The following is a 3,241-nucleotide window of genomic DNA, read 5'->3' on the forward strand; positions in this document are numbered from 1 at the left end:
TCGACGTCGAGGACGACCATGAGCTGTCCGTCGAGGCGGTGGACGCCGTTGGCGAAGGAGGCCATGCGGGGATCGAGGTTGACCGGGTTGGTCTCGCGGCCCTCGTCGGGCAGGGTCAGGACTTCGCCGATGGAGTCGATCAGGAGGCCGTAGGATTCGCCGCGCAGGTCGACGCCCATCGCCATCGGCGGCTTGCCGTCCTGGTTCCTGGGCAGGCCGAGCCGGGCCCGCATGTCGATCGCGGTGACGATCCGGCCGCGCAGGTTGAGGACGCCGGCGACGTCGTCCGGCGCCAGCGGCACCCGGGTCAGCCGCTCCGGCATGAACACGTCCTGCACCCGGCTGATCGGCAGGCCGAACAGCTGCCCGCCGATCATCGCGGTGGCGAACTGGGTGGTGTTGCCGCTGATCGCGTCGACGGTGCGGCTCATCGCGTGGGTGTCCTTCCTGGTCTCGCTCATGCCGCCTGCTCCAGCACTTCCGGCGTCGCATGCATCGTGGTCTGCTCCTTCAGCGCCGCGATCAGGCCGGGACGGTCGAACTTGGCGATGTAGTCGGTCAGCCCGGCCTGCCGGCCGCGCTCGATCGCCGCCGGCGACACCAGCGAACTCAGCGCGATCACCGGCAGGTTCGACATCTTGGTGTCTCCCCGGATCGCCTCGGCGAACTCGAAGCCGTTCATCTCCGGCATCTCGATGTCGGTCAGGATCACGTCGAACTGCGCGCCGGAGCGCAGCACGGCGAGGCCCTCGACCGCCGAGGTCGCGACCCGCACCTTGTAGCCCGCCGCCTTCAGCACCGGACCCAGCATGTTGCGGAAGAACGCACTGTCGTCGACCAGCAGCACCGACCGGGTGGTCATCGTCTGCCGCATCTCCTTGCGCGCCAGCCAGTCGGAGAACGCCATCGGCAGGAAGTGCGCGACGTCGATCACTTCGGTGGCCTGGCCCTTGATCACCGCCGAGCCGAGGATGCCCTCGCGGCTGGAGCCGACCTGGATGTGCAGATGCTCCTCGACGATGTCGACGATCTCGTCGACCACAAGGCCCATCGAGCGGTCCTCGTCGGCGAACACCAGGATCGGCTGCACCCCGCTCGACGCCACCTCGACGCCTTCCATCAGCACCAAGGGCATCAGCTGGTCGCGGTACTGCACCATGTAGCGGCCGTTCGACATCTCGATCTTGTCGGAGGCGATCTCTTCCAGCCGCGTCACCAGCGACAGCGGCACCGCCTTGGGCTGGCTCGAGCCGGCGCGGAACACCAAGAGCGAGGTGAGCTGCTCGGCCGAGGCGTTGCGGCTCGCCGCCGCCTGGTCGGAGATGTCGTGCTGCGCCGACACCGCGGTGCCGAGCGCCTGCGCGATCCCGTTCGGATCGACGATCATGATCACCGCGCCGTCGCCCAGGATGGTGTTGCCCGAGAACATTCCGATGTGCCGCAGCTTGGTCGACATCGGCTTGACGACGATTTCTTCGGTGTGGAACACGCCGTCGACCACGATGCCGAAGGTCTGGCTGCCGACCTGGGTCACCACGATGAAGCCGTTCTCCGGCTCGCTGCTGGTGCCTTCGTCGATCTGCAGCAGCTTCTTCAGATGGATCAGCGGCAGCAGCTTGTCGCGCAGTCTGAGGACCGGGGTGTCCTTGATCCGCTCGATGCGGTGCTCGGAATTGGCCCGCGCCCGCACCAGCTCGACCACCGCCAGCTGCGGGATCGCGAAGCGGTCGCCGCCGGCCTCGACGATCAGCGCCGAGACGATCGCCAGGGTGAGCGGGATCTTGATGGTGATCGCCGAGCCTTCGCCGGCGACCGACTTCACTTCGATGGTGCCGCCGATCTGGTCGATATTGGTGCGCACCACGTCCATGCCGACACCGCGGCCGGACACCGAGGTGACGGCGGCAGCGGTCGAGAAGCCCGGCGCGAAGATGAACTTGTGGATCTGCGCCTCGGTCATCTTCTCGAGCTCGGCCTCGGTGACCAGCCCGTTGGCCAAGGCCTTGGCCTTGATCCGCTCGGTATCGAGCCCGCGGCCGTTGTCGGCGATGCAGATCACGATGTGGCCGCCCTCGTGATAGGCGCTCAATCGGATCGTGCCCTGCTCGGGCTTGCCGCTGCGCGCCCGCTCCTCGGGCCGCTCCAGCCCGTGGTCGGCGGAGTTGCGCACCATGTGGGTGAGCGGATCCTTGATCAGGTCGAGCACCTGGCGGTCGAGCTCGGTGTCGGCACCGTGCATCTCCAGCTCGATCTGCTTGCCGAGTTCGGAGGCGAGATCGCGCACGATCCGCGGCAGCTTCTGCCAGGCGTTGCCGATCGGCTGCATCCGGGTCTTCATCACCCCGTCCTGCAGCTCGGCCGTCACCGTCGACAGCCGCTGCAGCGGCACCTTGAACTCGTTGTCCTCGTGGCGGCGGCTGATCTCCAGGAGCTGGTTGCGGGTCAGCACCAGCTCCGACACCATCGTCATCAGGTGCTCGAGGGTATCGACGTTGACGCGGATCGACTGGTTGGCGACGCCGCCACTCCCGCCGCCTTCGGCCGCCCCTTCAGCCTCGCCGCCGGACTTCTTGGCCGCCGGCTTGGCGGCGGGTTTGGCCGGCTTGGCCGGCTTCGGCTCGGCCTGCGCTTCCGCCACGACGGCGGCCTCCTCGGCCACCGGCTGCAGCGGCGGCGACGCCGTCTCGGTCGCGGTCTCGCGGAAGGCGCGCTCCAGCTCGTCGAGCGACACCTCGCCCGGCCGCAGCGGACGCTCCAGCGTCTGCGCCACCAGGGTGCCTTCGGTGGAATTGGAATCGGCCGCCTCGGCCACAGCAGCTTCGGCAGCCATCTCGACTTCGGCCACGGCTTCCGGCGCCGCGCCGAGCTCGGCTGCGATCTCCTCCGCCGTGCGCATCGACAGCCGCTCCAGCTCGCCGATCAGATCGCCGTCCTCGCCCTCGGGTTCGGCCTGGGTCGCCTCCAGCTGGGTCAGGATGTCCTTGATCCGGTCGATCGTGGTCAGGATCAGCGTCACCGCCTCCCCGGTCACCGGCATCCCGTCCCGGAATTTGCCCATCAGCGTCTCGGCCGCATGCGCAAGCGCTTCAAGCCGCGGCAGACCCAAGAACCCGCAGGTCCCCTTGATGGTGTGAACAAGACGGAAAATATTGTCCAATATCTTCGCGTTGTTCGGCTCCTGCTCAAACCGGACCAACTGGTTGTCGACCGTGTCCAGGCTCTCGAAGGTCTCCGTCAAAAA

The 3,241-nt window shown here is 67.7% G+C and carries 2 protein-coding genes; both read right to left on the reverse strand.

Translation table 11 applies throughout. The annotated features are described in order from the left end of the window. Nucleotides 1-431 (reverse strand): chemotaxis protein CheW (locus DWA33_RS24770; protein WP_181902446.1); only part of this gene is annotated, 431 nt, incomplete at its 3' end. A 26-nt stretch (nt 432-457) separates the two neighbouring features. Beyond that, nucleotides 458-3,241: hybrid sensor histidine kinase/response regulator (locus DWA33_RS24775; protein ID WP_147270308.1), on the reverse strand; the 2,784-nt coding region annotated here is incomplete at its 5' end.

This window comes from Rhodopseudomonas pentothenatexigens, from assembly GCF_900218015.1.
GTDB lineage: Bacteria > Pseudomonadota > Alphaproteobacteria > Rhizobiales > Xanthobacteraceae > Rhodopseudomonas > Rhodopseudomonas pentothenatexigens.